This is a genomic window from Pseudoruegeria sp. HB172150 (assembly GCF_013184805.1).
Taxonomy (GTDB): Bacteria; Pseudomonadota; Alphaproteobacteria; order Rhodobacterales; family Rhodobacteraceae; genus Psychromarinibacter.
Genome location: NZ_JAATNG010000007.1, coordinates 1 through 24,577, shown reverse-complemented (window position 1 = coordinate 24,577; position 24,577 = coordinate 1). Strand labels below are relative to the sequence as shown.

Here is a 24,577-nt window from a genome sequence, read left to right as displayed (position 1 = left end):
CGGGGAAACCGGCGGCATCGGACAGATCAACAAGGGAGGAAATCGACCGATGAGACTGAAACTGGCAACTATGGCGCTGGCGGGCATTGTCGCCGCGGCGCCGGCAATGGCGGATCTAGTGTTCCCGTCGCTGAGCTACCGGACCGGGCCCTATGCCGCGAACGGCATCCCGTTTGCCGACGGCTATGCCGACTATTTCACGCTGATCAACCAGCGGGATGGCGGTATCGGCGGCGAAATGATCAAAATGATCGAGTGCGAGACTGGGTACAACACCGAGAAGGGTGTCGAGTGCTATGAGGCGACCAAGGGCGAGGGCTCGCTGATTTACCAGCCGCTGTCGACTGGCATCACTTATCAGCTAATTCCCAAGATGTCGGCCGACGGGATCCCGCTGCACTCGATGGGTTATGGCCGTACCTCTGCCGCGAATGGCAAGGTGTTCGAGTGGGTCTTCAACTATCCGGCCAACTACTGGGACGGCGCCTCGATCGCGGTCAAGCACCTGCTGGAGATCAATGGCGGCAGCCTCGAAGGCAAGAAGATTGCGCTGGTCTATCACAACTCGGCCTACGGCAAGGAGCCGATCCGAACGCTGGAGGAGCTTGCGGCGAAGCATGGCTATGAACTGAGCCTGCTGCCAGTGGATCATCCGGGGCAGGAACAGAAATCGCAATGGCTTCAGATCCGCCGCGAACGGCCGGACTACGTGCTGATGTGGGGCTGGGGTGTGATGAACCAGGTCGCCATCCAGGAGGCCGCGAACATCCGCTTCCCGATGGAGAACTTCATCGGCATCTGGTGGTCCGGGTCGGAGAATGACGTGCTGCCAGTGGGCGACGGCGCCAACGGCTACAAGGCGTTGAACATGCACCTGCCCGGCGACGATTTCCCGATCTACGAGGACCTGAAAACCCACGTCTACGACACCGGTCTGGCTGCGGGCGCCGGCGATCAGGCGGGGTCGGTCCTGTACAACCGGGGGCTCTATGCCGCGATGCTGGCCGTCGAGGCGGCGAAGAAAGCGCAGGAGATCCACGGCACGGCCCAGATCACCCCGTCAATGATGCGGGACGGGATGGAGGCGCTGGTGGTCGATGCGGCGCTGATGGAAAGCCTGAGCATTCCGAACTTCGGTCCCGAATTCGATGTGTCCTGCGAGAACCATGGCGGGTCCGGGCTAGGCATCGTGCAGCAATGGGATGCGGCTGCCGGCGAATGGACTCAGATCACCGACTACATCGAGTCGGACAAGGACGTGATCAACCCGCTGATCGCTGAGGATTCCATGGCATATGCCGAGGAAAACAGCGTCGAGATGCGCTGCGAGTGACGACCTTCGCCCGCCCTCAGCTCGGGGCGGGCGATACGATTTCTGGCGGTGAGGCTGCAATGCTGGATGCGGGACGGACGGACGAGGCCCTGCTCGAGGTCAACAATATCGAGGTGATCTACAACCACGTGATCCTTGTACTGAAGGGTGTGTCCCTGTCGGTACCGAAGGGCGGGATCACGGCGCTTCTGGGAGGCAACGGCGCGGGGAAAACGACGACTTTGAAGGCTATCTCCAACCTGCTGCGGTCAGAGCGTGGCGAGGTGACCAAGGGGTCGATCCAGTATCGCGGCGAGCGGGTACAGGACCTGACACCGTCCGATCTTGTCGAGCGCGGAGTGGTGCAGGTGATGGAGGGGCGACACTGTTTCGAGCACCTGACGGTCGAGGAAAACCTGATGACCGGCGCCTATACCCGCAAGGACGGGATGGCGGCCGTCTCGGCAGACCTGGAGATGGTTTACAGCTACTTCCCGCGGCTGAAAGAGCGGCGGCGGTCGCAGGCTGGCTATACTTCGGGCGGAGAGCAGCAGATGTGCGCGATTGGCCGGGCGCTGATGTCCAAACCCGAGACGATCCTGCTGGACGAGCCCTCGATGGGGCTGGCGCCGCAACTGGTCGAGGAGATCTTCGGCATCGTTAAGGGGCTGAACGAGAACGAAGGGGTGTCGTTCCTGCTGGCGGAGCAGAACACCAACGTGGCACTCCGGTTTGCGCATTACGGGTACATCCTGGAATCCGGGCGCGTGGTGATGGACGGGCCGGGCGAGGAGCTACGCGAGAACCCGGATGTCAAGGAATTCTACCTCGGCATGTCGGAGGAAGGGCGGAAGTCGTTCCGTGACGTGCGCAGCTACCGGCGAAGAAAGCGCTGGCTAAGCTGAGGTGGCTTTGGTGACGGAACTGGTGGCGCGGCGCGACCGTTGGCCATGAAAGGAGGCGCGGTCATGTCACGAATGGACAGCGTCAACCTCCGCGCTTGATTTCCTCGATCCGTGCCAAAGCCGCATCGCGGCTGTTACGAATGTTTGGGCGGAAGCCCTGGCTTTCAGCCCGCAGGCGGATGTCGGCCTCTGTATCGGTGCCAGCCTCGTAGCGCACGGTGCCGAGCGAGCCGCCTAGGTTCAGAATCTTGCCGCGCCTCGCGAACTGGATCCACGCCTCCGGCATGATGCGTGTATCGTTATAGTTGATCAGGAAGTACCAGCGCTGGCTGGTCGCCTCGATCCGCATTTCGAGGTGGTCGTAGAGATCGTCGACGTCCCGGTCATGTTCCAGCAGGAATTTCGACAGGTCGATTTCCAGGATCTGATCAGCCTCCAGAAAACGGACGCGGCGCGCGATTTCCTCGGTGCTGTGGTTCGGTTCGTGCGTGATTTTCTGTCGCCGTTTGGAAGGCAGTTCCGCCAGCCGCCGGATCGCACTGTCACGCTCGGCAAAAAGGTTGGCGTCAAATGCCTCGGTGCCTGCCGCACGCTCGATCTGAAGGCGTGTTTCGTCGGAGGCGTCGACGCGGACGGTTCCCATGGAATGTGCCAGGTTAAGTGTCTTGCCGCGACGGGCATGGGCAAACCAGGCGTCAGGATCGATGCGGTTGCCGGAATAGATCACCAGGAAGAACCACAGGTTTTCGCCCGAGTCGTCGATGCGGTCCTCAATGCGGTCGTAGAAGGCGTTGACCTGCGCCGAGGTTTCGAAATGCAGGCCCGAAAAATCGACCTCCATCGTCTCGGTCTCCGGATGAAAAGTAATGCGGCGATCGATCTCCCCCGCGGACAGGCCTTCAACGGCCTGCGGATCGGCTTGCGTAATCATCACAATGAACTTCCTCTTCTCCCCGCGCATTTCCGCGCGTCCCATGGAAAGGGTTGCTACGTAAGGCGCGGGAACTGGGCAATTGCGTAGAATGCCGCGCGCTGTTTCGCCGCAGTGCAGCATTCCCGCATAAGGCGAATCGCAGACTAGGCGGGGCGGGGGTAGCAGAATGGGCGATCCGCCGCGTAGAATTTCAGAACATACACGCCGGGAATCGCGTGGCCGCGGGGAGCGGCGGAAGCAGGGAGGAAGCCATGACGTCTTACTACGACGCACTGGAAACGCGTGCGCCCGACGAACGTGTCGCGGCGATTGCCGAGGCTCTGCCGCGCCAGATCGCCCAAGCCAAGTCGAAGGCTCCCGCGATGGTGGACTTGCTTGCAGGAGTCGAGGCGGCGGAAGTCGACAGCCGCAGCGCTTTGGCTTCCCTGCCGGTCCTGCGCAAGACGGCGCTGGGCGCGGCGCAGAAGGCGGCGCCACCCTTCGGAGGCTACACGGCGCAGGCGGCCGCGGGGTTCGAGCATGTGTTCCAGTCGCCGGGACCGATCTACGAGCCGGGGCGCACGGCAAAGGACTGGTGGCGCTTTGCGCGATTCCTGCACGCGGCGGGGATCGGGCCAGGGGATATCGTGCAGAACTGTTTCTCCTACCATATGACTCCGGCGGGCATGATGTTCGAGAACGGTGCGCATGCGGTGGGCGCGACGGTGTTTCCCGCTGGAACAGGGCAGACCGAACTGCAGGCCCGGGCGGCACATGACCTCGGCGTGACCGCCTATGCCGGGACGCCGGATTACCTGAAGGCCATCATCGACAAGGCGGACGAAATCGGGCTGGAGTTGAAGATCGCGCGGGCGGCGGTAAGCGGTGGCGCGTTGTTTCCGTCTCTTCGGCAAGGATACGCGGATCGCGGCATTGCATGCCTGCAATGCTACGCGACCGCCGACCTCGGGCTGATCGCCTACGAAAGCGCCGCGATGGAAGGGATGATCGTGGACGAGAGCGTCATCGTCGAGATCGTGACGCCGGGTACGGGAACGCCGGTTGCGGATGGCGATGTAGGCGAAGTGCTGGTTACGACGTTGAACCCCGACTATCCGCTGATCCGCTTCGCGACAGGCGACCTGTCGGCAGTGATGCCGGGCACCAGTCCCTGTGGCCGCACCAATATGCGAATCAAGGGCTGGATGGGCCGGGCCGACCAGACCGCCAAGATCAAGGGCATGTTCGTGCGGCCCGAGCAGGTGGCCGACCTTGTCGCACGGCATGCCGAGGTCACGAAGGCACGGGTGACGGTGACACGTAAAGACGAGCGCGACGTGATGCTGGTGCAACTGGAGACCGAGGCTTCCGACGCCGGCGCTTACGAGGGGAGCGTGGCGGAGGTTCTGAAGCTAAAGGGCGAGGTCGCGCTTGTGCCAATGGGCAGCTTGCCGAATGACGGCAAGGTAATCGACGACCAGCGGGAGTATGGGTGAGGTGCATTGACGGTCGGGCGGCTGCAACCTTATCGGTAAACGTGGGTGGGACCGAAATGCCGCGCGGCGTTGGCGTACGTCACCGTGCGGATTCAGCGTTCCGCGACAGAGCCCAGCCCGAGCGAGCGGAGGATTTCATCTCGATGCTCTCCAAGCCCTGGCGCGTTGTCTGATATACCCGGGCCGTTATGGGCAAAGCGGAAGCCGGCATTCATCGCCTTATCACCGCTCGGCAGGTCGATGAATAGGTCGCGGTCCGCGATCTGGTCGAGTTGCAGCGCTTCTTCGACGTCGCGAACCTTGCCGGCCGGGACACCGGCTGCGGCCAGAAGGTCTTCCCATTCCGCGGCGGTCCGCTGCGCGAAGTAGGGCAAGAGCGTTTCGCGCAAGGCGCCGTCGTTCTCGATCCGCGCGTCCGGGGTCGCATAGCGGGGCTGGTCGAGTAGTTGGGGGCAACCCAATGCGCGGAACAGGCGGTCCACCTGAACCTGCTGAACCGCGCCGATCGTGATCTCGCCATCTGCTGTCGGAAACGTGTCGGCGGTCGGTGCGCCCGAAAAGCCCCGGTTTCCGGCGCGTTTTGGTTTGATGCCGGATAGCAGGAACGGCATGACGACCGAGCTCATCATGACAAGGGTCGCATCCATCATCGACACGTCGATGACCTGGCCTCGCCGCTGAGGGTCTGTGAGCTTCTGCGTATGCGCGGCGAGGATAGCAAAGGCGGTCAGCAGGGCGCTGTAGGTGTCGACGATGGGAAAGCCGATGCGTTCGGCGGGCGTGCCCTCCTGACCTGAGAGGAGCATCAGGCCGGAGACGCTTTGAATGACCTGGTCAATAGCGGGAAAGTCCCGCATCGGGCCAGTCTGCCCGAAGCCGGAGACCGAGCAGTAGATCAGACCGGGATTGAGGGCGGTCAACGCCTTCGCCCCTAGGCCGAGACGGTCCGCGACGCCGGGGCGGAAGTTCTCGACGAAGATATCGCATCCAGCGATCAGCTCATGCGCTGTCTTGCAGTCGGCCGGATCTTTGAGGTCCAGCATGATGGATTTCTTTCCGGCATTGGCGCCGACAAAAGGTTCGGCCATGCCGCGCCGGGCGGGATCGCGGGTATAGTAACGCATTGGGTCGCCTGCGGGCGGCTCGACCTTGATGACCTCGGCGCCGAGTAGGTTGAGGAACTGCGTCGCCAGCGGCCCCGCGATCACGTGGCTGAAATCCGCGACCCTGACGCCTTCGAGGGGTTTGGGCACGCTGCGCTCTCCTGCTCTGGTCCGACAATTAGTTTCTATTGGAAACCAATTTTACGATCAGGTCAAGATTTGGAACGGTGTCCCGTCAACGGTATTCCGCCAAGCCCGTCGATCAGCCGCCACATCAGTTCGAACAGCATGCCACGCTCGGCCGGGCTGAGCACCGCCAGCAATTCGCTTTGCAGCGCATCCATGTCCGCGCGCATGCGGGCCAGCTTTTCCTGCCCGCCCTCGGTCAGGTGCAGCGCGTTCACGCGCAGGTCGTCGCCCTCCTTGCGGCGTGTGATAAGGCCGTTGCGCTCCATTTCATTGACCAGTTTCGTGATCGCCGATTTCTTCAGGACCACAACCTCGGCCAGCCCTTTTTGCGAGATGCCGGGGTTCTGCCCGATCAGGTTGAGCAGAGCGACTTCGCCGCCAGCCACGCCGTGCGCGTCAAAGAACGGCGCGTTTCGTTCAACAATGTGGGCCCGCAGTATCCGCGAGACGAAGGACAGGTCGTGGGAAAGGTGGCCCAGTTCTATCCGGTCCTGGTCTTCCGGGGTGGCGCGGTCTTGCAAGCGGTCATCTCCTCGGTGCTCGGACATGGGTACGGCGCGGGCGCCTTCCCTGTCAAATGCGCGGTATTGACAGGGCAGAAAAAAGTTTCCAGAGTGAACTAAAATGATCGGGAGGATCACGTGCCACTTGCGCCTGCCCTGCGGGTAGCCTTCGAACAGCGCGCCGATGGTTTGCGGGCCGGTGGCACGCCTTTGGTCGGCGTATTCGGCGCAGGTGTGCCGGAGGTCCTGATCGCGGCGCATGGCGGACAGTTGGCCGACGTCAAGGCGCCACCACTGGCCGACGCGGCGGATGGCCCGCGGGTTCCGGCCGTGGACGCGGTGGCGGAATACTTCCTCGATCCCTTCGCGGTTCGTTTCCTGCACCGTTTCGCGGCGGGGGCCTTCGATGACTTCGCGCTGATCGTCTTTGCCCGTGACGATGTCGCCGGACTGGCGGCTTACCAGTACGCACTGGAACTGCGGCGGCAGGGGCGCGTCCGGAGTCAAGGCCCGCGGCTGTACCTGTGGAACATGCTGCACACTGACAGCGCGCCCGCCGAGACGTTCAATCTGACGGAATATGCGCGCCTTCAGGTTTGTCTGCGCGATGTGCTGGGCGGCGAAGCCGACGCGCAGTCGCTCAAGGACGCTATTGCGCGCGAGGCGCTGCGCCGTGCGGCGCTGGCCCGCCTGCCGCAGCACGGGTCCGACGCTTTCATGGCGCGGAATGCCGGGCGCTGGATGGCGCCGGACACGCATGCCGCGCTGCTGGCCGATCTGCCCGATTCAGGCGAAGGCCCCCGCATCGTGCTGGTCGGCACGGCCTGCGACATCCCGGTGATGCACGAGATCTGCGCAGGGCTGGGCCAGGTGATGGCCGATCTGCAGGAATACGGACGCGTGCCTGCGCCGTCGGAAGAAACAACCCCCACGGCGATCCTGCGCGGTCTGTCCTGCGATCCGCTACACATCCGCGCGGCGCCGCCGGCCCGCTTCACCTCTGCCCTGCACGCGGAGGCGGCGGGGGCAGATCTGGTCATCGCGTCGGTCGACCCCAACGACGATGGCTTCGGCTGGGAGGTTCCCGGCCTGCGCACCGCCGTCGAAGCGAATGGCGGCAGGTTCCTCGACCTCGGGTTCCGGCCGTTCCGCCCCGACGCAGCCTGGCGTGCCAACGCGCGCCGCCGGATCGAGGAGGCGCTCGCATGATCTGCGCGAAGCGGGCTACAGACTATCAGCGCGACTGGCTGCGCGGGCTGCGGCAGCGAATCTCGGGCGGCGAGGCCTATGCCTTCGTCAACGCCGACACACCGCACGAGCTGTTCCATTTCATGGACATCCCGATGGTCACCAACCAGTGGTGGTCCGCCGTGATTTCGGCCAAGCAGCTGGCGCCGTCCTATTTCGACCGGATGGAGGAACTCGGCTTCCACGGCCACCTGCCGCGTTATTCCAGCCTGCCGCTGATCGCGCAGATCGAAGGCGATTTCGACCGCCAGCCTTGGGGCGGCCTGCCACCGCCGTCGCTGCTGTGCGCGCGCGCCAGTTCGGATGAGCACGCGCGTATTTTCCAGCGCTGGTCCGAGCTGAGCGGCGCACCGTTGCACATGCTGTCGGCCCCCGGCGTGCCGAACCCGGAACCGCGCTGGTGGGAACAGGCGCGCGACGGATGGGAAGCGTTCTACGGCACCGACAGGCTGGACCTGCTGGTGGCCGAGATGCAGGAGGTGATAGCGCAGCTCGAGGACCTGACCGGCCGGGCTTTCCCGGCGGACGGCTTCGGCGCCTACATGGAGCGGATCGACCGGCAGGAGCGTATGCTCGACGAGGTCTCGACGATGATGGCGGAGGCGCCGAAGACGCCGATGCGGATATCGGAACAGATGCCCAACGTCATGATCCCGCAATGGCATCGCGGCTCCGACTGGGCGCTGGCGCATGTAGAGGCATTCCGGGACGAGGTGGAGGCCCGTGTCCGCGACGGCCACGCGGCCTGCGAGAACGAGCGCATCCGCATGATGTGGATCGGCGCGGGGCTGTGGTTCGACACGTCGTTCTATTCCGCCTTCGAGGAAAGCCACGGGGCGGTATTCGCATGGTCGATGTACCTGCCCTTTGCCGCCGACGGATACATCCGCGCCGATCATGGCGACCCGTTGCGCGCGCTGGCGGCGCGCGTGTCGGCGATGAACGAACAGCTGCACCAGCCGCCCTGGGTCAATGAATGGATGGTCGAGCAGGCGCGGCGCTATCGGATCGAAGTGGCGCTGATGCTGGTGCCCGAACACGACCGGTTTTCCGGCTATGGCAGCAATTTCGCGCGCGAGGCGCTGAAGGCGGCGGGGGTCCGGGTGGTCGAGATCGTGTCGGACATGGTGGACCCGCGCGACTGGGATGGCGACGCGGTCAAGGCGCAGGTGACGGCGGTGCTGGACGAGGTGACAGGATGACGACGGGTGCGCTCACCGGGTTGAAGGTCGCCGATTTCAGCTGGGTCGGCGCGGGCCCACGCTCGACGAAGGACCTGGCGGATAACGGCGCGACCGTGGTCAAGATCGAGTCGCGCAGGCGGCTGGATCTCGGCCGCCGCTCGCCGCCTTTCGCGGGCGGGGACCGGCGCAATCATGACGCCTCTGTCTTTTTCGCGCAGACGAATACCTCGAAGAAAAGCGTGACGATCAACCTGGGCGATCCGCGCGGTGTCGAGGTTGCCAAGCGGCTGGTGGCCTGGTCGGACGTCGTGGTCGAGAATTTCGGCCCCGGCTACATGGATCGGATCGGGCTGGACTGGGCGACGCTGCAGCAGGTCAGGCCGGGCATCATTCTTGCCAGCGTGTCGGTCGCGGGCCGCAGCGGGCCGCTGGCGGGGTTCCGGGGCTACGGCAACTCTGCGGCCGCGTATTCGGGCCATTGCGACATGACAGGCTGGCCCGGATCGGATCCGCACATGCCGCCCTTCGCCTATGGCGACGTGGTAGCGCCGATGATGCTGACGGTCGCGATCCTGTCCGCGCTGGAACAGCGCGACCGGACCGGAGAGGGCTGCCATGTCGATGTCAGCCAGATCGAAGCGATGGTGCATGTGGCCGGCGATCTCTTTGCCGAGATGCCGCAGGAGAAGCCGGCCAACAGCGACCCCGTCATGGCGCCGCACGGAGTATACCCCTGCGCAGGCGAGGAGGCGTGGATCGCCATCGCCTGCGAGGACGACGCCCAGTGGTGGGCGCTGTGCGGCGTGCTGGGCGCCGGGGACCTGAGCGGGCGCTGGCCCGATGCAGCCGCGCGCCATACGGCTGGCGAGGAACTGGATGCCGCGCTGTCTGTGCTGACCACCGCGCAGGATCGCGACGCGCTGGAAGCCTCGCTTGTGGCGGCAGGAGTTCCGGCGGGCGCGGTTCTGGATGGCAAGGGACTGTCGGAGCATCCGGCGCTGAACGCGGCGGGGCATTTCGTGACGGTGGATCACCCGGTGATCGGCGCCGCCAAAATGCCTGCGCCGCCCTACACCTTCTCGGCCACGCCGGGAACGGTCGGGCCGTCGCCCTGCCTTGGCGCGGACAATGCCGAGGTTTTCGCCGAGGTCGGACTGACCGAGACAGAGATCGCCGCGCTGACCGAAGAGGGGGTGCTGGCATGACCCTGCTCTCTGGATCCCGCGTCGTCGTTCTTGCCGACCACCTTGCTGATTTCGCGGGCAGCATGCTCGCGCGGCTGGGAGCTGAGGTTGTACTGGCCGGCGCGTCGGAGCTGACGGCCCCGCGTGCCGCGGCCTGGCACAAGGGAATGACCCGGTCCGCTGCTCCCCTCGCCGAACTTCTGGACGGTGCCGATGTGCTGCTGGACGACCGGCGGACCGACGCGCGCAAGGGGATCGACGCGCTCGCCGCCGGCTATTCGCGCCTGGTCCATGTCGTGGTTACCGGCTGGCCCGAAGGGCAGGGCACACGTCCGGTGACGGACCTGACGCTGATGGCGCAGTCGGGGCTGATGACGGTGATCGGCACGCCCGACCGCCCGCCGCTGCGCCTGCCGGGAGAGCAGGCCTATGCACTGACCGCCATCCAGACCGCGACTGCCGCGCTGATGGGGCTGCGGGCGCGGCGCATGACGGGCAGCGGTCAGCGCATCGCGGTGTCCGCCTTGCAATCGGCGGCGCTGGCGAACTACCGCGAAGCGGTGATGTACGAGCATACCGGTCGCATCGGACACCGGCAGGGCAACATGCTGGTGCGCGGCAAGTCCGGGGTGCGGCAGATCTGGCCCTGTGCCGACGGCTACGTGACATGGTCGATTATCGACAACCCCGGCATGATGCGCGCGCTGGTCCGCGTGATGCAGGCAGAGGATGCGGCGGGCGAACTGGCAGAGATCGACTGGGACGCGATCCTTGTCGCCGATACCGATCAGGCGGTCATCGAGCGCTGGCAGGGCGTGGTCGAGGCGTTCTTCGTCCGGCACGACCGCCAGACACTGGCGCAGTGGTCGCTGGAACACGGCTGGGGCCTGTCGCCGATCATGCGCCTGTCCGAGGTGCCCGACAGCCCGCAGATGCAGGCGCGCGGCATGTTCGAGGACGGCCTGCCCGGTCCGCTGTTCGCCGTCCATCCCGGAGGTGCGGCATGAGTGCGCTGAGCGGCCTGCGCGTTCTGGATTTCTCCCGGCTTCTGCCGGGGCCCTACTGCACCTGGCTGCTGGCCGATCAGGGGGCAGAGGTCATCCGCGTGGAAAACCCGCGCGAACTGGCCAAGCAGGCGAAGGTCTTCGGCTGGGACAGGCTGGACGCCGCGGGTCAGGCGCGGCAGCGGGCGCGGGACATGCTGGCGCGCGGGAAAAAGTCCATCTGCCTCGACATAGGCGACCCGGCGGCGCGGGACGCACTTCAGCGCCTCGCGGCGACCGTGGACGTGGTGGTCGAGGATTATCGACCCGGCGTGCTCGAAGGGCTGGGGCTTGGCCATGCCGCCCTGTCGTGGGACAACCCGACACTCGTCTACACCTCGCTAACGCTCTGCGGGCAAGTCGGCCCTTACCGCGACAAGCCCGGGCATGATCCGGTCGCGCTGGCCATGTCGGGTGTATTAAGCCGGACCGGCGAGGACCCGGATGCCCCCAGTCTGCCAGGTTTCGCCGCCGCCGACGTGGCGACAGGCGCCCATGCCGCCTTTGCCACGCTCTGCGCCGTGATGGCGGCGCGCGAAACCGGCAAGGGACAACATGTCGACGTCGCGATGGCCGATTGTTCGCTGGCCCTGCTGGCCAACCTGATCGCCCGCTATGAGAACCCCGACGACGCGCCGCCACGCGGCACACGGCGCGCGGATCTGGGGCTCTGGCGCTGCGGCGACGGCGAATGGCTGTGCACCACCGATATGGAGCCGCGCTACTGGGCGGCGTTCTGCACCGCCATGGGCAAGCCGGACTATGCCGCCTGGCAAATGGATCCGGACAAGCGGGCCGAGATCCGCGAGGGGCTGCAGGCCGTCTTTGCCATCAAGCCGCGCGCGCACTGGCTGGAGCATCTTGAGGCCGCCGGCACGCAGTTCGCCCCGGTCAACAGCGTCGCGGAGGCACTGGCGGAGCCGCATTTCGAGACGCGCGGCATGGTCATCCGTCTCGACGCGCCCGAAGGCGCGCTGCGCCAGATCGGCCCGCCGGTGCGGCTGGGCGATTTCGTCGCCCCGGCGCCCGCTGCGATGCCCGGCGCCCATACCCACGAAATTCTGGCCCGGATCGGCCTGAGCGATACCGAGATTTCCGCGTTGGCGCGGTCCGCCGATGCGCAACAGACCGGGCAGCCAAGCCCGGCATCCAGTTAACCCAGTCCAAGGGAGGACCCCATGCTACGGACAACAACACTTTTCGCGCTTTGCCTGTCGGCGATGCCTGCCTGGGCCGCCGACTTCAACCTGAGCTACGCCTCGCCCTATACCGAGTCGCATCCTTATGGCGCGGCCGATGCCGAATGGATCGCCCGTATCGAGGAGCAGTCCGGCGGACGCGTCGACATCACGCCCTACTGGGGCGGGTCGCTGATCACCTCGCGGGAAGGGGTCGACGAGCTTTCCGCCGGGGTTGCGGACATCGCCTATATCGCGCCGATCTACGCGCGGTCGGGTTACGACATGAACCGGCTCGTGCCGGGGATGTTCTACGGCTACACCGACCCGGAAAAGGTGCTGGGTGTCTACATGGACCTCGTCGGTGAGTTCCCGCAGTTCGGCGAAGAGCTGAACGGGGTTCACGTGGTCGGCTACAACGTCGGCACGCCGATGCACCTGCTGCTGCGCGAGGGACCGGTCAACTCGCTGGAAGATCTGAAAGGGCTGCGCATCCGCTCGGCGGTAGACTTCATCGGCCCGCTGGCCGCCTTCGGAGCCGAGGGCGTGACCATGCCGATGACGGAAACCTACCCGTCGCTTGAAAAAGGCGTGGTCGATGGAGTGATCGCACCCTACGAGGCGCTGAAATCCCTCAGCTTCGCCGAGGTGGTCAAGTACTACTCCGAACTGCCGCACTCGCGCGGGGCCTATCCGTCGCGGGCGGTCAACGGCGACGTCTGGGCCAGCCTGCCCGACGACATAAAGGCGGTCTTCGATGACAATGCCGAGTGGCTGAGCCTGCGCACGCTGGAGCTGGCGCAGGAAGCCGAGGATGCGGGCCGTGCCTATGGCGAGGAGAAGGGCGTCGTGTTCAACTCGGTCGATCCGGCCGTCGTGGCCGATTATTCCGAGGCGTTCGCGCCCGCCATTACCGATGTCGCAAAAACGCTGGACGACATGGGCAAGCCCGGCACCGAGGTTCTGGGCAAGATCCGCGAAGCCTACGGCGAATAAGCGGATCTGAGTGAAACCGGCAGGGGCGCGTCCCGCGCCTCTGCGTCCTGAAGGGGGTGGCATGCGCGGCATCGAAGCGGTTCTGAGGGTCCTGGTGCGGCTGGCGGCGGCGGTCGGCGTTCTCTCCCTGCTGGCGCTGATGGGCCTGACGGTGGTCACGGTCACCTTCCGCGCCATCGGCATCGCCTTTCCCGGTACCTACGTGCTGGCCGAACTGCTGCTGATCCCGACGGTCAGCTGCGCGCTGGTCTATGCCGCCTGGGACAGCGCCCATACCCGCGTGGACCTTCTGACCAGCCGGCTGTCCACGCGCACGGCAGGCTGGTCGAACGGCCTGATGCTGCTGCTGGGAACGATCTTCTGGGTGTTCGTCGTCTATGCCGCCACTGAAGAAGCGCTGCGCCGCGGCCGGCAGGGCGAGGTGACGCCGCTACTGGATATCCCGGTCGCGCCCTTCCGCTGGCTGATGGTCGCGGCGCTCTGCCTGATGATCGCCGTCTGCCTTCTGCGCGCGGTGCAGCTCGCCTCCGGCCGGGAGAGCAGCAAATGACCCCTGTCGCCACCGGCCTTGCCGGCATCGCGGTGATGTTCGCCATGCTCGCCTTCGGCATGCCCATCGGCTTTGCCATGGGGCTGGTCGGCGTCATCGGCTTCGGCCTGCTGATCAGCTTTCACGCCGCGGTCATCAAGGTCGGCGTCATCGCCTTCGACCTGTCCACCAACTATTCCATCGGAACCGTGCCGCTGTTCCTGTTCATGGCGCACGTGCTGTTCGCCTCCGGGATCGGAAAGGACCTTTACGATTTCGCCGCCCGGATGCTCGGGCACCGTCGCGGCGGGCTTGCAATGGCAACCGTGGGCGCATCCGCCGGGTTCGCTGCGGTCAACGCCTCGTCGCTGGCGACGACCGCGACCATGGGCCTGGTCGCCCTGCCCGAGATGCGCAAGCACGGCTATTCGCTGTCGCTGTCCTCCGGGGCCGTGGCGGCGGGCGGCACCATCGGCAGCCTGATCCCGCCCTCGGGCATGTTCATCATCTACGGCATCCTGACCGAGACCTCGATCGGCGACATGTTCGCCGCCGGGATCGTGCCGGGCGTCCTGCTGGCGCTGTTTTACATGGGCGTCATCGCCCTGCGCTGCCGGCTCGACCCGGCCGCCGGGCCCCCCGGGCCGCGCTTCGGCTGGCGCGACAGGCTGGAAGGGCTGGGCAAGACCGTGGATGTGATCGTCCTGTTCGGCTTCGTCATGGGCGGCATCATCTGGGGCTTTTTCACCCCGACCGAGGCCGGCGCGATGGGCGCCTTCGGTGCGCTGGTGATCGCGGCGGCGCGGAAACGGCTGACCTGGGACTCACTGAAAGAGGCGGTTTTCGACACTCTGCGGACGACGGGAATGATCTTCGGCATCCTGTTCGGCGCGCTGGTGTTCAATGCCTTCGTGACGGTAACGACCATTCCGCTCAACATCGTCGGCTGGGTCACGCAGATGTCGCTGCCGCCGCTGGCGGTGCTGCTGATCATCCTGATGGTCTATTTCTTCCTCGGGATGATCCTCGACGCTTCGGCGATGATGACACTGACGGTGCCATTGTTCTTTCCGCTGGTCACCGGGCTGGGCTACGACGCGGTGCTGTTCGGGGTGCTGGTCGTGCGCATGACCGAGATCGCACTGATCACGCCGCCGGTGGGCATGAACGTCTACGTGCTGGCGGGCGTGGCGCGCGACGTGCCGCTGCCGACGATTTTCCGCGGCACCGCGCCCTTCGTCGTGGCCGACGTCGTTCACGTGATGCTGCTCTTGATGTTCCCGCTGCTGGTGCTGTGGCTTCCGTCGATCTGAGGCGGTGAGCGCCTTGCTTGCGCTGCAATGTCCACAAGCACGTGACCGCGGCGTTCAGCCAGCCCAGAGACTTCCCGAAAAGGAAAGGGCCGCCCGGTTGGGCGGCCCTTTTCGCGCGGCAATCGCGCTTGTCGCGTCTCAGCCCTGACGGGCTTTGAACCGCCGCTGGGTCTTGTTGATCACGTACACGCGGCCCTTGCGGCGCACGATCCGGCAGTCGCGGTGCCGGTTCTTCAGCGAGCGGAGCGAGTTTCTGACCTTCATCGGTCCTCTCCTCTAGCGCGGCGCATGGGCGCCTGTGTTTCGGTTCTGCCCCCTTGCGGAGGCGGTGAATTCTTCCCCTTTCGGGGATGGTGGGCGGTACTGGGATCGAACCAGTGACCCCTACGATGTCAACGTAGTGCTCTACCGCTGAGCTAACCGCCCGTCCTTGCGCAGGCTCCGCGCGTCCCGTCCCTAACGAACAAGACGCGGGAATCCCCCGCGCCGGTCCGGCAAGCGTATAAAAGACCGGCGCGCCCTGTTCAAGGGCTTTTGGTACCCCCAAAAAATAGGGTATATTGGGGGGAAGAGGAGTCCCGATTGAGCAAGTCAGCGTTTACCTTAAGGCTGCCTGACATCCAGACCACGTCTGTGGTCTTTGCTTCGCCCCACAGCGGGCGGGACTATCCGGCCGCGTTTTTGCGCCGATCCGTACTGGACGAACGTTCGATTCGGTCCTCCGAAGACTACTATGTCGACAAGTTGTTTGACTGCGCCCCCGGTTTCGGCGCGCCGCTGCTGACGGCCACCGCGCCAAGGGCCTACATAGACCTGAATCGCAGCGCCGATGAACTGGACCCGGCCCTGATCGAAGGAGTGCGCCGGTCGGCACATAATCCGCGCGTTACCTCTGGGCTGGGGGTGATTCCCCGCGTTGTGGCAAATGGCCGCGCGATTTATCGCGGAAAGCTGACGCATGAAGAGGCGCATGAGCGTCTGCGCGATCACTGGCGGCCCTATCACGAACAATTGCAGGCGTTGCTGGACGCGACCCGCGCGACCCATGGGCGGGCGATATTGATCGACTGCCACTCGATGCCGCACGAGGCGATCGACAGCATTGGCACCGCCGGTACGCCGCATCCGCAGATCGTGCTGGGCGACCGGTTCGGTGCCGCCGCCGATGGCGTGATCGTGGACCGGATCGAGGCCGCCTTTGCCCGTGCCGGGCTACGAGTGGTGCGTAACTCTCCCTTTGCCGGCGCCTACACGGCACAGCATTACGGCCGCCCGTCGCGCGGCCAGCACGTGGTGCAGGTAGAGATCGACCGCTCGCTTTACATGAACGAGCGGATGATCCGACCGAATTCGCGGTTCGACGAATTCCGCTCTCTGATGCGTAGTGTGATTTCGGAGATCGCCGAGATCGGTCTGGCGGAACTGCCGCTGGCCGCGGAATAGCGTCACACCGTTAGCGCCTGACCAGGCCGATCATCGCAATGAGCCCCGCCGCCGCGAACGGGAACCCCGCCAGGAAAATCGCGCGCGCGACCGCGCCCGCCTCGGCCGGTGTCTGCATCGTCAGGAACCCGGCGGCATTGGCGACGATCCCCGCATAGGCGGCACCGAGCGCCAGGCCCAGCCGCTGGATCACCGGCATGGCCCCGGCGAAACGCTGTGCCTCTTCCGGGGTGGCGCCCACAGTGCCGCGGCGCATCACGAAGGTCCATGCGAGGCCGAAGCCGCCGCCCTCCACCGCCGCGACTGCGGCGATCAGCCAGACCGGCCCGTGCGGCACCGCATATGCGAAGGCCGGAACGCTGAGCGCGGTGGCCCCCATGCCGAGCGCGATGAACAGCGGGTCCAGCCTTTCCGGCGCGCCGCTTACAACGATGGCTGTCACGGTCCAGCCGATGGAGGAGCAGGCGATAATGTAGCCCGCAGTCAGCGGCGTGACGCCGTGGATGACCGCCATCAGGATCGGTCCGAAACCGAGGATGGCGATGGTGGCGATGGACATGAAGAGCAGCATCGCCAGCGCCGCGCCGGTTCTCGTGCGCGGGTCGAGCGGGTGGTTTGGCAGCAGCCGGTCAACCCCGGCGCGTGCGTCGCGCAATAGGAAGGCGGCCAGCAGTACGATTCCGGCGAGGACCAGGAGCGTGGTGCGGAGCGGAGCCACGTCGATCCCTCCCGCCGCGATCAGCAGGACGCCGAGGCAGAGAAGGGCGAGGCGCGTGACGGGGAACGTCGTGGCATCTCCCTGCACCCGGTGGCTAAGCTGCGCGCGCGACAGGGCAATCCAGAGCGCCGGCGCCACGGCCTGCGCGGCGAAGAACCCGAAGCCGAGGCGCCAGTTCAGGTAATCGACGAAGACGCCGCCGATCAGCGGGCCGAGGAAGGCGGAGACGCCCCAGAGCAGCGATACGGCGGCCAGTGCACGCGCCCGGTCGCGCCGTTCGAAGAGCAGGCCGACGGAGATGAAGCACATCGAGACCAGCCCGCCCCCGCCCAACCCCTGCAGGCAGCGGCCTGCCAGAAGGACCGGCATCGTCGGGCTGAAGGCGCTGATCGCACAGCCGGCGGCAAAAAGAGCCGCGGCGAGGCTCATCGGCATGCGCAAGCCGCGCCGCATGGTCAGCAGCGCGCTGCCCGCGCCAGCCACGATAGAGCCGAGTTCGTATAATGCGATGCTCCAGCCCACCAGTTCGGCGCCGCCGATATCGCCGACGATGGCGGGCAGCATCGTCGCCACGATGAGACTGTCTGCCGCGTGCAGCCAGACAGCAAGGCAGACCAGCGCCAGCGCGGCACGGTCGGTGCGGGCCAGGAATTCCGGCCAGGAGACGAAACCGTCCTGCGGGTCTTCGGTATCTGCGACGTAATCGGACATGCGATTCCTTCCTTGGGAGGGAAGGCTTACGACCTCAAGTCCGGTCGAGGTAAAGCGAAATCTTTCGCCGGGATTGTGGGGGTCACCGCAGCGACCGGCCCTTTACGATAGCGTCGGGGCCGAAACGGTCGCGGATCGCGTCGGTGGCGCGTTCTGCCTCGGCCCGTTTCGAGGCGTCGGGATCAAGGAGGTCGCCGGAGCGGTCGGCGGCCTCGGATCCGGTCAGGTGGCTGAGGCCGACGCCGAGCAGGCGGTAGGGGCCCTCGTCGCCGACGATGTCGAAAAGCTCCCGCGCGGTGCGGTAGATGCGGTCGGCGATCTGGGTGGGATCGGTCAGCTGCGACTGACGGGTCAGGATCCGGTGGTTGGCGCGCTTGAGCTTGAGGGTCACGACGCGGCCGGCCTGGTTCTTGGCCTTGGCGCGGTCGGCGACCTTTTCCGCCAGCCGCCAGATGTGGCCGTCGAGGATGTCGGGGTCGTTGGTGTCCTCGTGGAAGGTGGTCTCGTTCGAGATCGACTTGATCGGCGCGTCGCGGGTGACGCGGCGGTGGTCCTGGCCGCGGGCGAGGTGCCAGAGCCGGTCGCCCATGGCGCCGAAGCGGGCGTGGAGGTCGCGGAGGTCCCAGCGCTTGAGGTCGGCGAAGGTGCGGATGCCGGCGGCCTCGAGGCTCTGGCGGGCGGCGGGGCCGATGCCCCAGATGAGGCTGACGGGTTTCGGGTCGAGGAAGGCCTCGGTCTCGGCGCGGCCGATGATCGAGAAGCCGCGGGGCTTGTCGAGGTCGGAGGCGACCTTGGCGAGGAACTTGTTGTGGGAGAGGCCGATGGAGCCGGTGATGCCGAGCTCGGCCTGCATCCGGTTGACGAGGCGGGCGAGGAGGACGGCGGGGGGCGCGCCGTGGAGGCGGGCGGTGCCGGTGAGATCGAGGAAGGCCTCGTCGAGGGAAAGCGGCTCGATGGCGGGGGTGAGGTCCTCCATCATCTGGCGGACCTGCCGCGAGACCTCGGCATAGAGGGACATGCGGGGCTTCAGGACCACGGCCTCGGGGCAGAGCTTGAGGGCCTGGAACATGGGCATGGCGGAGCGGACGCCCTTGATCCGGGCGATGTAGCAGGCGGTGGAGACGACGCCTCGGCGGCCGCCGCCTATGATGACGGGTTTATCGGAGAGGGTGGGGTCTTCCCGCTTCTCGACCGAGGCGTAGAAGGCGTCGCAGTCCATATGGGCGATGGAGAGGGTCTCGAGCTCGGGGTGGTCGAGGGTGCGGGGGGACCGGCAGGCGGGGCACCTGCGGCCGGTGGGGAAGCGCTCCAGACAGTCTCGGCAAAGGGCGGGCATGGGGGAGTATACCACGGGGCGTCCCCATGGGGACGGGGGGTCAAGTGATTGATTTCAGGCGTGTTGGCGCTAACCTAGGGTGGGGACGGGAGTGGGGACGGAGGCGGGATCGGGGTGGTTTTGTGGTGGGAGGATAGCGTGGTTTGGGGAGGGGTGGGAGGGAGATTGGAGGGGCGAAAGCTTGCGCGGTGGTGATGAGTATGGATGCCTAGGCTGCGTGTGTTATGGCAGCTAACGAAAAGAAAACACGCACTCTACGCTTGCTATGCCGGATCGAAATTGCGCACATAACATTGTCCACAAGTAAAAAGGCTCGTCGTCAGAATGTCTATCGTAAAAGGATCGAAGGCCTCTTTTCAGCGCGCCATAATGGAGAAAGGATTTTATCCTGAGAACCTGCCTCCAGCATTTAAAGTAAGAGATTTCTATTCCACTGCCTATGGAAATGGCCTGCTGGATAGCGACCAAATTGAGCGAAACAAGCCTCTTGCTCTTTCCAGGTACAACGAGACAAAACGTGGCGGACAACGTCGAATATTCTCTACTCCCAATCCATTGTTCTTTATCGATGTGGCCAACTATCTCGGTGAGTATCGCGCAAAATTAAACCCATTTCTAAAAAGATCTAATATTTCTCGGTCGATTCCTGTCTATCAGGAGTTATTTGGCCGAGCATTGAAGATAGAATCGCACGCAGAATTCACAAGATTCAGAAGATCAAAGCTTTCTACGGCGAGATACATAATCAAGACAGATATATCAAGATTTTTCCCTTCAATCTACACGCACTCAATTCCTTGGGCCGTTCACGGAAAAAGCGCAAGCAAGATCGACAGAAGTATTAAGTCATCTGGTGCATTCACAAATAAACTCGATTATCTTGTAAGGCAGGCGCAGGATCAACAGACGGTGGGGATACCTGTAGGACCAGATACTTCAAGAATAATATCCGAACTGATTTCATCGGCAATTGATGAAGAGTTTTTGAAGAACGTTGGAAGCAACGTAACGGCTGCCAGATTGGTGGACGACATCTACATTGGCGCACCGAGCCTAGAATTCGCAGAGCAGTACTTGAGCTCATACAGGGATGCTGTGCGCCGTTACGAGCTTGATATTAACGAATCCAAAACCGCGATTTTTGAAGCTAAACGTGACTTGGAGCCATTTTGGCCGATTGAGATTAGAAGAGAAATAGAGGGATTTTCTGGCCGAAAGCCAACGTCACACTTGAAGACGGAGTTAACAGCCTACCTAGATCAAATTATTAGAATTGCAAATGAAGAAAATGATGATGGAATTGTAAAGTATGCGATCAGGAAAATGGATGAAAGAAAGCTCTGGTTGCCCTACTGGGATGTTCTAGAACATTTCTTGAAACGTGCGGCCGTAAACTTCCCGCATTGTTTGGATTATGTTTCCAGAGTCGTCGTTTGGTATAACCGACGCCATGGTGTTGAAACCAGCAACTGGGCAAATGTGTGTAATATCGCGATTGCGTATCATGCTCCCCAAGGGAATGATAGCGAGGTAGTTTGGGCGTGTTGGCTCTTAAAGGAAATTAAGGGGAAACTTCACGAGAATTCATACAAGAGTATTGTAAATAGGTGTGGGCCATTTTCGGCTCTTCTTGCGGTGGATTTGCATTCGAAAGGGCTTGTGCAAGGAAGAAATCAAAAGAGACTTATACATGAAAGATTAGATGATCACCCTATGTTAGGGAATGACTGGCTTCTATCATACGAAGCAGAAAGAGCTTTTGATTATCGTTTGAAAACAAAGAATAGAGCCGATTACAGTGTGTTTGGCGATTTGATTGGTGGCGGTGCAAGCTTTTACGGAAGCGGTGAGCTTCCTTTTGTTTTCCAAGGGATCGATCAGATTGAAGATGTTGATGAAGCTTTGGAAGATGTAATCGGGTTGTACGAAGACGAAGGCGAAGACGAAGACGATGTTGAAGTAGTTCCTGACTAAGATTGAATTTCAGCGAGCCGCAGAATTTGAGTTTTTATTTCCGCAGCTGACTTTTTCCAGCAAGGGGTAGCAAACTGTCCCCAATTGCCAAGTGGCGAAGCCGCTGGAACTGCCCAATAACCCGTAGGGTGGGCAATTTGCCCACCACACCCACACGGTTTTCGTTGGCCATGTCGTGGTGGGCAGATTGCCCACCCTACGTAGGAGGGCGGGGATGTTGGTGGGCAGATTGCCCACCCTACACGTGGTGTTAACCGTGGTGTGGGAGCGGTGGGGGCATGTCGGAGTATCGGCGTGCCCGGGTCGCCGGGGGAACCTACTTTTTCACCGTCAATCTGGCGGAGCGGGGCGGCTCGCTGCTGGTCGATGAGATCGGGGCGCTGCGGGAGGCCTATCGCCGGACCGTGGCGGAGGCGCCGTTCCGCTGCGAGGCGATGGTGGTGCTGCCGGATCACCTGCACGCGCTGTGGACTCTGCCGGAGGGGGACAGCGCCTATTCGGAACGGTGGCGCAGGATCAAGGCGCGGTTCTCGCGCTCGGTCGGTCAGGCGCGTGCTCGGTCGGCAAGCAAGCGGGCGAAGCGGGAATGCGGGATCTGGCAGCGGCGATTCTGGGAACACACGATCCGGGACGAGCGGGATTTCACTGCGCACCTCACCTATTGCTGGAGCAATCCGGTGCGGCACGGGCTGGTGCAGCGGGCGGCGGACTGGCCGTTTTCGTCGTTCCAGCGCGAGGTGCGGGCGGGGCGCGTGGATGCGGCGTGGGTCGGGGACAGTGTGGAAGGTGATTTCGGGGAGGCGTAGGGTGGGCAATCTGCCCACCATCCGACCGGGGTTCCAAAACAGGTGGGCAGATTGCCCACCCTACGAGAAGAGCCGCTCCACCTCCTCCAGAACATCGGTCACCAGAGCGTCGTTTGCGCCACGTCCCGTCACGTGGAGCAGGTAGCCGGCGCGGGTCCTTTCACGCCGGATCGTCACGGATGACCGGGGATGCGAGATGCGTCTGGGCTCGTTGGGCGTGGTGGGCTGGCCGCGGGCGAGGAGACCCTCGCATTCCTGCAGGGTGCCGGTGATCGCCTGCCATTGCGCGGTTGGATTGGAGGCGGCGGTGGCGAGCGCGGCCTCGAGGATCTCGCCCCAGCCGAGGCGGAGGGCGTTGGCGATGCGGATCAGGCGGCGCTCTGTCAGGGTTTCGGGTTCGGCGAGGGTGCCGTCGAGGGCCTCGACGACCTCGGCCACCGCGCGCAGTTTGAAGCGTTTCTGGCGCGGGGCGTGCGGGTAGAGCGCGGCCAGCGCGGTGTCGAGCGTGTCGAAGGTGCCGGCGTCGCGGGTGGCGATGGCGATATGGGCGCGTTCCCAAGGGGAAAGGGGCGCGCGGATCTCGTTCTCCTCGACCATGGCCGCGAGGGCCTCTGCCTGCGAGGCGGGTTTGCGGATCAGCGCCTCGATCCCGGCATGGCGCGGGTCGCCAGTGATCTCGTGCAGGGCGCGGACGGCCATCAGGCGGCGGTAGCCGGAGATCAGGGCGAAGCGCGGGTCGGGCCCGGCGCCGATGGCGAAGACCTCGATGGGCATGCGCAGGCCGTTGGCGGCGATGGATTGCTGCAGCTCGTCCTGGGTGGCGGCGTTGATCGCGGTGCGGTCGCGGATCAGCGCGGTTTCGTCGATCTGGTGGATGGGAATGCGCATCGGGTCCTCCTGTGCCGCGGCGCAGGAGGGTGGCAGGGCCGGGTTAAGCGAGCGTTTGCTGCGCGTACTGCGGTGCGCTGGCCCGCTGCAGCTGCGCGAGGGCGGCGGAGAGGCTGTCGGTGGCGCGGCGGTGGTAGGCGGTGAAATGCGCGGCGGCCTCGGCCGAGAGGGCGGCGAGGCGGCCGGGATCGGCGAGGAGGGCGGCGGCGGTTGCGGGGATGTCGGGCAGATCGGCCTCGATCACGGCGGGCGTGTCGAAGAGGTGCTTGAGGCCGTAGCTGGGCTCGGTGATCACCGGCGTCCCGGTGGAGAGCGCGCCGATGATGCGCGGTATTTCCAGGTGGTTGGTGCGATGGGTGTGGACGTTGAGGGCGAGGCGGGACTGCGCGGTCAGCGTCTCCAGATCGGCGCCGGAGGTGGGGGAGAGAGAGATGCCGCGGGCGGTGAGGGCGTCGAGCACCTGCTGGCGGCGCGGGTTGAGGCCGCCGACGAAGGCGATGTCGTATGTGCGGGTGAGGGGCTGCGGCTGCGGTTCGGAGCAGGGGAGGAAGCCGGCGGTGGGAACCGGGAGCTGGCGGGCGAGGCGCGGGGTCTGGGCCGGGTAATAGTCGAGCACGGCGTCGATGAGGGGGAGCTTGGCGCGCAGCAGCTTCTGCTTGCCGCGGATCTGCTTGAGGCCCTTGAGCGAGGTGGCGAAGGGGGAGCCCAGGCGGGCGACGACGGAGAAGTTGAAATAGACGTAGCCGTGGCCGGGGCGGCGGGTGAAGGGGTCAAGGCGCTCGCCGATTATGAAGACGGTGGCGGGGGCTGCGGTGGCGACCTCGTCGATGGTGCGGGCGGCAGTGGCGAAGGTGACGTCGCCGAGTTGGTCCGACAACGTGTCATGGAGGAAGCGGGTGACGCTGCGGATATACGGGAGGGACCCTTCGTGGGCGATCAGGTAATGCGGCATGTGAAAGTCTCTTTAAAATGCGGGGCAGGTGCCGGTGACAACCCTAAGGCGCGCTGGACGGATCGAGCAAGCAATTCTTGACGTCGCGGTAACTTGTGGCGGTAGGGCGCCATCCGGAAGGTGGGGCTTGGGACGGGCGCATCGGCGCAATCCCGCCGCCGCTCCGCGGTCACGGCCGGTCACCGTTGATCACGCGCGCTTTATCGCGTCATGTTGAATTAGTTAAATTTCCAGTGCCAATCGCGGAGTCTGGCTCGAATGTCATCTCATCCCGCCCGGAATCCCGGCCGCAAAGGCGCGCTCTACCCCGCGGTACCGGCGGAGCTGCACGGCTCCCGCGATGCGATCTTTCACCTTCTGAGAGTCGCGGAAGGGATGAATTCCCCTGCCGTAAAGGCCCCGCCGTGCGATGGATCGCATCGGCCCGAGGTGGCACCGGAGGTGTCAACCGCGCCGAACAGCCCCTGGTTGCGCTTCTTCGTCGAGGACCAGTTCGAATTCGTCCCGCCCGAGATGCACCTGCGCCGCTGAGCCGGGCTTCGGCCCAGCGTCATCGCACTCCTCAGTAATATCCGTCTTCGTATCCGTAAGCGCCTTGAGTGTATCTGCATTTATTGAGGGTTATACCGAGGACGTTTGTGAGGTCTGCGACC

General features: G+C 64.4%; 23 protein-coding genes and 1 tRNA gene. 15 read left to right on the top strand and 9 right to left on the bottom strand.

All coding sequences use genetic code 11. The annotated features are described in order from the left end of the window. Nucleotides 1–49 precede the first annotated feature (49 nt). Both HCO70_RS21960 and HCO70_RS21955 read left to right on the top strand, forming a co-directional pair. Nucleotides 50–1,333, top strand: a complete 1,284-nt coding sequence (locus tag HCO70_RS21960) for an ABC transporter substrate-binding protein (RefSeq protein ID WP_172300047.1) — start codon at nucleotides 50–52, stop codon at nucleotides 1,331–1,333. A 59-nt stretch (nucleotides 1,334–1,392) separates the two neighbouring features. Next, nucleotides 1,393–2,217, top strand: coding sequence for an ABC transporter ATP-binding protein (locus tag HCO70_RS21955; protein ID WP_172300305.1), 825 nt, complete (start codon nucleotides 1,393–1,395; stop codon nucleotides 2,215–2,217). Nucleotides 2,218–2,299: 82 nt separating this feature from the next. Here HCO70_RS21955 and HCO70_RS21950 read toward each other — a convergent pair whose 3' ends face one another. Next, entirely contained in the window at nucleotides 2,300–3,148 is an 849-nt protein-coding gene (locus HCO70_RS21950) for a hypothetical protein (protein ID WP_172300046.1), read from the bottom strand. A 254-nt stretch (nucleotides 3,149–3,402) separates the two neighbouring features. Between HCO70_RS21950 and HCO70_RS21945 the strand changes: the two genes are divergently transcribed. After that, entirely contained in the window at nucleotides 3,403–4,626 is a 1,224-nt protein-coding gene (locus HCO70_RS21945) for a phenylacetate--CoA ligase family protein (RefSeq protein ID WP_172300045.1), read from the top strand. A gap of 92 nt (nucleotides 4,627–4,718) precedes the next feature. Here HCO70_RS21945 and HCO70_RS21940 read toward each other — a convergent pair whose 3' ends face one another. After that, nucleotides 4,719–5,879 (bottom strand): CoA transferase, encoded by a 1,161-nt coding sequence (locus tag HCO70_RS21940; RefSeq protein WP_172300044.1) that lies wholly within the window; start codon nucleotides 5,877–5,879, stop codon nucleotides 4,719–4,721. Nucleotides 5,880–5,941: 62 nt separating this feature from the next. Continuing rightward, the gene (locus HCO70_RS21935; protein WP_216665575.1) at nucleotides 5,942–6,682 is read right to left on the bottom strand and encodes a MarR family winged helix-turn-helix transcriptional regulator; all 741 of its coding nucleotides are present in this window, start codon (nucleotides 6,680–6,682) and stop codon (nucleotides 5,942–5,944) included. Between HCO70_RS21935 and HCO70_RS21930 the strand changes: the two genes are divergently transcribed. From HCO70_RS21930 to HCO70_RS21895, 8 genes are all read left to right on the top strand, one after another. Beyond that, complete coding sequence (locus tag HCO70_RS21930) at nucleotides 6,656–7,630, top strand: hypothetical protein (RefSeq protein WP_216665574.1); 975 nt, start codon at nucleotides 6,656–6,658, stop codon at nucleotides 7,628–7,630. The two genes, HCO70_RS21935 and HCO70_RS21930, sit on opposite strands and share 27 nt — an antisense overlap. Then, on the top strand, nucleotides 7,627–8,871 hold the full coding sequence (locus tag HCO70_RS21925; RefSeq protein ID WP_172300041.1) for a 2-hydroxyacyl-CoA dehydratase family protein: 1,245 nt from the start codon (nucleotides 7,627–7,629) through the stop codon (nucleotides 8,869–8,871). The genes HCO70_RS21930 and HCO70_RS21925 overlap by 4 nt, the downstream gene beginning before the upstream one ends. Further along, a complete protein-coding gene (locus tag HCO70_RS21920) occupies nucleotides 8,868–10,058 on the top strand; it encodes a CaiB/BaiF CoA-transferase family protein (RefSeq protein ID WP_172300040.1) in 1,191 nt (396 codons plus the stop codon). The genes HCO70_RS21925 and HCO70_RS21920 overlap by 4 nt, the downstream gene beginning before the upstream one ends. Next, the gene (locus tag HCO70_RS21915) at nucleotides 10,055–11,044 is read left to right on the top strand and encodes a CoA transferase (RefSeq protein WP_172300039.1); all 990 of its coding nucleotides are present in this window, start codon (nucleotides 10,055–10,057) and stop codon (nucleotides 11,042–11,044) included. The genes HCO70_RS21920 and HCO70_RS21915 overlap by 4 nt, the downstream gene beginning before the upstream one ends. Then, on the top strand, nucleotides 11,041–12,237 hold the full coding sequence (locus HCO70_RS21910; protein WP_172300038.1) for a CaiB/BaiF CoA-transferase family protein: 1,197 nt from the start codon (nucleotides 11,041–11,043) through the stop codon (nucleotides 12,235–12,237). Before HCO70_RS21915 ends, HCO70_RS21910 begins: the two co-directional genes overlap by 4 nt. A 21-nt stretch (nucleotides 12,238–12,258) precedes the next feature. Continuing rightward, the gene (locus tag HCO70_RS21905; RefSeq protein WP_172300037.1) at nucleotides 12,259–13,254 is read left to right on the top strand and encodes a TRAP transporter substrate-binding protein; all 996 of its coding nucleotides are present in this window, start codon (nucleotides 12,259–12,261) and stop codon (nucleotides 13,252–13,254) included. Between the two features lie 61 nt (nucleotides 13,255–13,315). Further along, a complete protein-coding gene (locus HCO70_RS21900) occupies nucleotides 13,316–13,804 on the top strand; it encodes a TRAP transporter small permease (RefSeq protein ID WP_172300036.1) in 489 nt (162 codons plus the stop codon). Next, nucleotides 13,801–15,096: a TRAP transporter large permease gene (locus tag HCO70_RS21895; protein WP_172300035.1), complete on the top strand. Its 1,296-nt coding sequence runs from the start codon at nucleotides 13,801–13,803 to the stop codon at nucleotides 15,094–15,096. The genes HCO70_RS21900 and HCO70_RS21895 overlap by 4 nt, the downstream gene beginning before the upstream one ends. A gap of 138 nt (nucleotides 15,097–15,234) precedes the next feature. Here HCO70_RS21895 and ykgO read toward each other — a convergent pair whose 3' ends face one another. Both ykgO and HCO70_RS21885 read right to left on the bottom strand, forming a co-directional pair. After that, complete coding sequence (gene ykgO, locus HCO70_RS21890) at nucleotides 15,235–15,360, bottom strand: type B 50S ribosomal protein L36 (RefSeq protein ID WP_039685556.1); 126 nt, start codon at nucleotides 15,358–15,360, stop codon at nucleotides 15,235–15,237. A gap of 87 nt (nucleotides 15,361–15,447) precedes the next feature. Further along, nucleotides 15,448–15,522 (bottom strand) — tRNA-Val (locus HCO70_RS21885). Between the two features lie 156 nt (nucleotides 15,523–15,678). Here HCO70_RS21885 and HCO70_RS21880 point away from each other — a divergent pair. After that, nucleotides 15,679–16,539, top strand: a complete 861-nt coding sequence (locus HCO70_RS21880) for an N-formylglutamate amidohydrolase (protein ID WP_172300034.1) — start codon at nucleotides 15,679–15,681, stop codon at nucleotides 16,537–16,539. 10 nt (nucleotides 16,540–16,549) lie between these two features. Here the strand turns inward: HCO70_RS21880 and HCO70_RS21875 are convergent, their stop codons facing one another. Further along, nucleotides 16,550–17,968, bottom strand: coding sequence for an MFS transporter (locus HCO70_RS21875; RefSeq protein WP_172300033.1), 1,419 nt, complete (start codon nucleotides 17,966–17,968; stop codon nucleotides 16,550–16,552). Between the two features lie 82 nt (nucleotides 17,969–18,050). Further along, entirely contained in the window at nucleotides 18,051–19,304 is a 1,254-nt protein-coding gene (locus tag HCO70_RS21870; protein ID WP_172300304.1) for a DNA polymerase IV, read from the bottom strand. Nucleotides 19,305–19,628: 324 nt separating this feature from the next. Here HCO70_RS21870 and HCO70_RS21865 point away from each other — a divergent pair, with 324 nt between their 5' ends. Both HCO70_RS21865 and HCO70_RS21860 read left to right on the top strand, forming a co-directional pair. Next, entirely contained in the window at nucleotides 19,629–21,278 is a 1,650-nt protein-coding gene (locus HCO70_RS21865) for an RNA-directed DNA polymerase (protein WP_172300032.1), read from the top strand. A gap of 278 nt (nucleotides 21,279–21,556) precedes the next feature. Further along, nucleotides 21,557–22,084, top strand: coding sequence for a transposase (locus HCO70_RS21860; protein ID WP_172300031.1), 528 nt, complete (start codon nucleotides 21,557–21,559; stop codon nucleotides 22,082–22,084). A gap of 60 nt (nucleotides 22,085–22,144) precedes the next feature. Here the strand turns inward: HCO70_RS21860 and HCO70_RS21855 are convergent, their stop codons facing one another. After that, complete coding sequence (locus HCO70_RS21855) at nucleotides 22,145–22,972, bottom strand: ParB/RepB/Spo0J family partition protein (protein ID WP_172300030.1); 828 nt, start codon at nucleotides 22,970–22,972, stop codon at nucleotides 22,145–22,147. 43 nt (nucleotides 22,973–23,015) lie between these two features. Further along, a complete protein-coding gene (locus HCO70_RS21850) occupies nucleotides 23,016–23,924 on the bottom strand; it encodes a glycosyltransferase (RefSeq protein WP_172300029.1) in 909 nt (302 codons plus the stop codon). Nucleotides 23,925–24,182: 258 nt separating this feature from the next. Here HCO70_RS21850 and HCO70_RS21845 point away from each other — a divergent pair, with 258 nt between their 5' ends. Then, nucleotides 24,183–24,455, top strand: coding sequence for a hypothetical protein (locus HCO70_RS21845; protein WP_172300028.1), 273 nt, complete (start codon nucleotides 24,183–24,185; stop codon nucleotides 24,453–24,455). The last annotated feature ends 122 nt before the right edge of the window (nucleotides 24,456–24,577 follow it).

Excerpts from the sequence above, each read along its gene's own strand:
- HCO70_RS21860 (WP_172300031.1), top strand. The coding sequence starts at position 21,557 with ATGTCGGAGTATCGGCGTGCCCGGGTCGCCGGGGGAACCTACTTTTTC.
- HCO70_RS21845 (WP_172300028.1), top strand. The coding sequence starts at position 24,183 with ATGTCATCTCATCCCGCCCGGAATCCCGGCCGCAAAGGCGCGCTCTAC.
- HCO70_RS21910 (WP_172300038.1), top strand. The coding sequence starts at position 11,041 with ATGAGTGCGCTGAGCGGCCTGCGCGTTCTGGATTTCTCCCGGCTTCTG.
- HCO70_RS21945 (WP_172300045.1), top strand. The coding sequence starts at position 3,403 with ATGACGTCTTACTACGACGCACTGGAAACGCGTGCGCCCGACGAACGT.
- HCO70_RS21935 (WP_216665575.1), bottom strand. The coding sequence starts at position 6,682 with ATGCGCCGCGATCAGGACCTCCGGCACACCTGCGCCGAATACGCCGAC.
- HCO70_RS21870 (WP_172300304.1), bottom strand. The coding sequence starts at position 19,304 with ATGCCCGCCCTTTGCCGAGACTGTCTGGAGCGCTTCCCCACCGGCCGC.
- HCO70_RS21850 (WP_172300029.1), bottom strand. The coding sequence starts at position 23,924 with ATGCCGCATTACCTGATCGCCCACGAAGGGTCCCTCCCGTATATCCGC.
- HCO70_RS21920 (WP_172300040.1), top strand. The coding sequence starts at position 8,868 with ATGACGACGGGTGCGCTCACCGGGTTGAAGGTCGCCGATTTCAGCTGG.
- HCO70_RS21900 (WP_172300036.1), top strand. The coding sequence starts at position 13,316 with ATGCGCGGCATCGAAGCGGTTCTGAGGGTCCTGGTGCGGCTGGCGGCG.
- ykgO (WP_039685556.1), bottom strand. The coding sequence starts at position 15,360 with ATGAAGGTCAGAAACTCGCTCCGCTCGCTGAAGAACCGGCACCGCGAC.
- HCO70_RS21925 (WP_172300041.1), top strand. The coding sequence starts at position 7,627 with ATGATCTGCGCGAAGCGGGCTACAGACTATCAGCGCGACTGGCTGCGC.
- HCO70_RS21855 (WP_172300030.1), bottom strand. The coding sequence starts at position 22,972 with ATGCGCATTCCCATCCACCAGATCGACGAAACCGCGCTGATCCGCGAC.
- HCO70_RS21960 (WP_172300047.1), top strand. The coding sequence starts at position 50 with ATGAGACTGAAACTGGCAACTATGGCGCTGGCGGGCATTGTCGCCGCG.
- HCO70_RS21905 (WP_172300037.1), top strand. The coding sequence starts at position 12,259 with ATGCTACGGACAACAACACTTTTCGCGCTTTGCCTGTCGGCGATGCCT.
- HCO70_RS21950 (WP_172300046.1), bottom strand. The coding sequence starts at position 3,148 with ATGATTACGCAAGCCGATCCGCAGGCCGTTGAAGGCCTGTCCGCGGGG.
- HCO70_RS21955 (WP_172300305.1), top strand. The coding sequence starts at position 1,393 with ATGCTGGATGCGGGACGGACGGACGAGGCCCTGCTCGAGGTCAACAAT.
- HCO70_RS21895 (WP_172300035.1), top strand. The coding sequence starts at position 13,801 with ATGACCCCTGTCGCCACCGGCCTTGCCGGCATCGCGGTGATGTTCGCC.
- HCO70_RS21865 (WP_172300032.1), top strand. The coding sequence starts at position 19,629 with ATGTCTATCGTAAAAGGATCGAAGGCCTCTTTTCAGCGCGCCATAATG.
- HCO70_RS21875 (WP_172300033.1), bottom strand. The coding sequence starts at position 17,968 with ATGTCCGATTACGTCGCAGATACCGAAGACCCGCAGGACGGTTTCGTC.
- HCO70_RS21915 (WP_172300039.1), top strand. The coding sequence starts at position 10,055 with ATGACCCTGCTCTCTGGATCCCGCGTCGTCGTTCTTGCCGACCACCTT.